Annotated in this window: 4 protein-coding genes; 2 read left to right on the top strand and 2 right to left on the bottom strand. The window is 37.0% G+C overall.

The window, feature by feature from the left end; all coding sequences use genetic code 11:
- Positions 1-714: TrkH family potassium uptake protein (locus tag K6G87_RS04445; protein WP_296834442.1), on the top strand; the 714-nt coding region annotated here is incomplete at its 5' end.
- Positions 715-890: 176 nt separating this feature from the next.
- On the opposite strand, the gene K6G87_RS04440 is transcribed toward K6G87_RS04445, so the two are convergent.
- On the bottom strand, positions 891-1,757 hold the full coding sequence (locus K6G87_RS04440; protein ID WP_296834440.1) for a TraX family protein: 867 nt from the start codon (positions 1,755-1,757) through the stop codon (positions 891-893).
- A 106-nt stretch (positions 1,758-1,863) separates the two neighbouring features.
- Between K6G87_RS04440 and K6G87_RS04435 the strand changes: the two genes are divergently transcribed.
- Positions 1,864-2,733, top strand: a complete 870-nt coding sequence (locus K6G87_RS04435) for an SEC-C domain-containing protein (RefSeq protein WP_296834438.1) — start codon at positions 1,864-1,866, stop codon at positions 2,731-2,733.
- Here the strand turns inward: K6G87_RS04435 and K6G87_RS04430 are convergent.
- Positions 2,711-3,361 (bottom strand): trimeric intracellular cation channel family protein, encoded by a 651-nt coding sequence (locus tag K6G87_RS04430; RefSeq protein WP_296834436.1) that lies wholly within the window; start codon positions 3,359-3,361, stop codon positions 2,711-2,713. The genes K6G87_RS04435 and K6G87_RS04430 overlap by 23 nt on opposite strands.
- Between the last annotated feature and the right edge of the window lie 385 nt (positions 3,362-3,746).

The raw sequence follows: 3,746 nt of genomic DNA, 5'->3' as shown, positions 1-3,746 counted from the left end.
TATTTCCTTCTTATCAAAAAATTCAAAGAAGCCTGGCACATTGATGAGATGCGCTGGTACTTTGTTATTATGTTTGGTTCAGCAGTTCTTATAGCCTGGAACGTTGTTAGAAACGGAGTAATACCAAATTTTGGAGATGCATTCCATCATTCACTCTTTACAGTAACTTCGATCATGACAACTACAGGTTTTGCAACTCTTGATTATAATGTGTGGCCGCAGTTCTCAAGAACGCTTCTATTCGTGCTTACCTGTATAGGTGCATGTGCCGGTTCTACAGGTGGCGGATTTAAGTTTTCAAGGATCATAATCCTTATAAGAAATGCAAAGAACGAAGTTATCAAAACTCTTCACCCGAAGAGCGTTCAAAGAGTATATATGGACGATCATGTAGTTGAAGATGCTACGGTTAAGGGTACAAGCGCATATCTTTCCATTTATACGATAATCTTCCTTGCATCCTTTTTGCTTGTGTCATTCTTTGAATCCTTCAATGTTATAGACCTTGAAGTATTTGATTTCGAAACTAATATTACAGCTGTTGCAGCTACTTTGAATAACGTTGGACCTGGTCTTAACATGGTAGGACCAACAGGAGGTTTCCATGACTTCTCATGGGCTTCCAAGATAGTACTTATATTTGATATGCTTGCAGGAAGACTTGAACTTATGCCTGTTCTGATCCTGTTCCATGCAAAGACATGGCGTAAATGATTGATAGAGAATTTTTAAGATATTCTGTGATAGCAGGTTAAAGCTATAAGAGTATAAATATAATAAGGCCATGAATCCTATATTCAGTGTGGATTCATGGCTTTTTCATGCAAGGTGGCAACAAGCGGATGCATTTACATATATTCATTTTGTTATGTGATGTATGAGCAAATCCGTTAATGCAGTATCCAATATCTAAGGAAGAATATCAGTATCAGATGGGCAGGATAGAATATATAGAAAAAGTATTTGAAGTTCCTGCCAATGCAGCCTCTCTTACCGCTATACAGATTAAGCATAATAAAAGCTGGAAATGACCATTCTTCCATGCCTCCGTTTATTGCAGTTGACATCGTAAAGCAAAGGAATATATAGGAAATCAGTGTTGCAAGTATACTGATACTGTGAAAGTAATACATTATCGCTATAACAGTGATACCGTAAGCTGCATAATCAGTATTTATATAATAAGCAAGGGTACCTGCAAGGGCAAAGGGTATCAAAGAAAGGATACTTGCAAGCATCGTATTTTTGCTCTTTAGCTTTATAAGTATTGTATCAGCAGCCCACATTGCTATAAGACCCAGAGCCAGAGTAAAGTATACATTCTGAGACTCCCACATTTTGGTCTGGTACTCATTATAGATAGATACAAAATCAAGACTGCCATAAGCTTTGTAGGCTATCAGCGTATAATCAAAAGGAATCTCTGATATCAGTCCGAATATTGAAAGGCTGATACAGTACTTTGCTTTATTTCGGGTATGCAAAAAGCCTTCTACAAGCAGAAAACAAAATATTGGGAATGCCTGTCGTCCTACTCCTCTTAAGAATAGATATATCTGAATTTCAAGGTCAACGCTTGGTTCTATGTTAAGAAATGAGAGCCATCTGTCCATATCTCCCGTAATTATAGAAGGGAGTATGAAGCCTGCAGCGAAGTGATCTATAAACATGATCACGATCGCAAATATTTTCAAAAAGGAACCTGACAATATCCTGTAAGAAGCAGTATGCGGATTAGTAATAGAAGAATTGTTCAAAAAGGGCCTCCCAATAAAAACAATAAAAATATGTTTATAACAACATTTCCATTCTATATTTGGTAAGATGGAATTGCAACATTATATGATCATCCGGAGGAATAATATGAGTCTTGCAAGTGAGATAAGAAGACATTTTGGTAAAGATGATGAGAGCGGAATACAAAAGCTTAAAGAAGATATACAAAAGGTATACAAAGACATAGATGAGGAAAACAAGTCAAAGTGCACGCAGGACATAGAGATAGTATGTGAAGACCTCAATGAAATATATATGGATGAAGATAATGAGACTGTGGTCATAGAGGCTATAAGATCTCTTAGTTTCTATCAGTCACTGCCATGGTTCAGGAAGGCATTTGTAAGACTTTTATCTTTTCTTGAAGAAGATTACTATCTAAGAACTGACGCCATGAAAAGGGTGCTTGACAGCGGATGGGCGTCCAATGAATCGTATGCATTTGCCGAGGATGAAAGTGCAGACACGTTTGTACAAAAGCTCCTTCCTGATATTGTAGATGACTACTATCTTGACCTTCCTGAAGAAAACATGAGTAATGAGCTTTTGGAGCTTAAGAGAGATGCTCTTATAAAGAGATTTTTTCTTGGAAGATATATTCTTAGACAAAAAGACTGCCTCGATATCCTAAAAGACAGGTATCAGTATCTTTATAAGGTTCTTGATAAAGAGGTGGCAGCCATAAGAGAAAACCCCGGAAGCTATGAAAAGGAGCTTGAAAAAGAAATCCTGAGACTTTACATAAAGATAGCAGAAGCAGAAAATACAAAGACTTTCAGTAGCATAGAACAGCTCCATGAAAGTCTTACAGATACCTATTACAATAATCTTATTTCTGAATATCCTAATGAAGAAGATGTATTTTTAGAGGAAAAAAATCTGTGGAAGCATGTAAGAAGCAATGACAAGTGCCCATGCGGAAGCGGTCAAAAATTCAAGAAATGTCATGGCGCCTGATGCGTGGCAGATTCCACTGGTAGTGGATAGCAAGAAGCCTTATGATGATGACCGTTGCTACGCCTATGATCGTAGCTGTTTCCTGACCTGAAAAGTCCCATAAAAGGGCACAGACAAGTGCTCCTGCAATTGAAGCGCAGGCATATATGTGCTTGCACAAAATATAAGGCTTATCGCCAACAAGAAGGTCTCTGATAACTCCGCCGCCTACACCTGTGATAGTACCAAGGAATACTGTGAGAAAGAGCCTTGGACCATCACCAGCATTAAAGGCAACTTCAACTCCAAGTACTGAAAAGGCTGCAAGACCTACAGTATCTGCAAGAAGGACAACCTTTTGAAAGCTTGCTCCTTTTATCTTCTCATATCCTGATGCCTTGAAATATACATATGTGAATACGACTATAGCACTTATAAAAGCAATAAGAACATAGGATGGATCTGTGAAAGCATCAGGAGGAATCTTGCCAATAATGATATCACGCATGATACCACCGCCTACGGCTGTAACAGCTCCTACAATGATCACGCCAAGAAGATCCATTTCTTTCTTGATAGCAGTCATGGCACCGGATATAGAAAAAGCAATAGTACCTATTATATTAAGAATTAAAAGAAGTTCGTCCATAAATGTGAGCCTTCCCCGAAAATGTTTTACATTACTTGTTTTTAATAAAAATATAAAGAAACATAAAAGCTTATCATAAATTATGTATAAAATGATCAAGATAACCCATCACCTTTAGGTGGTGGGAATATCTTGATTTCGGGTGCGGGGTTATAAGCCCCGTACCCGTAGAACTGCGTCAGCAGTGATTTTATAACGAGCAAAAAGCGAAGCGTTTGCGAATTTAATCAAGTATCTTACTATATTTAACATCATGTTCAGGCTAATTAAAAGAGTGAAAATATTTATTTTTAAACTAATATAATAATATTAATCTTTATTTGTATTTTTTGTGATATTATAATTCAGGCTGATTAAAACGTTTCATTATAAGCCATTTATTTTT

It is taken from the genome of Butyrivibrio sp. (genome assembly GCF_024699075.1).
The sequence above is the reverse complement of the archived record's forward strand: the minus strand, read 5'-3'. Positions and strand labels throughout refer to the sequence as shown.

Excerpts from the sequence above, each read along its gene's own strand:
- K6G87_RS04435 (WP_296834438.1), top strand. The coding sequence starts at position 1,864 with ATGAGTCTTGCAAGTGAGATAAGAAGACATTTTGGTAAAGATGATGAG.
- K6G87_RS04430 (WP_296834436.1), bottom strand. The coding sequence starts at position 3,361 with ATGGACGAACTTCTTTTAATTCTTAATATAATAGGTACTATTGCTTTT.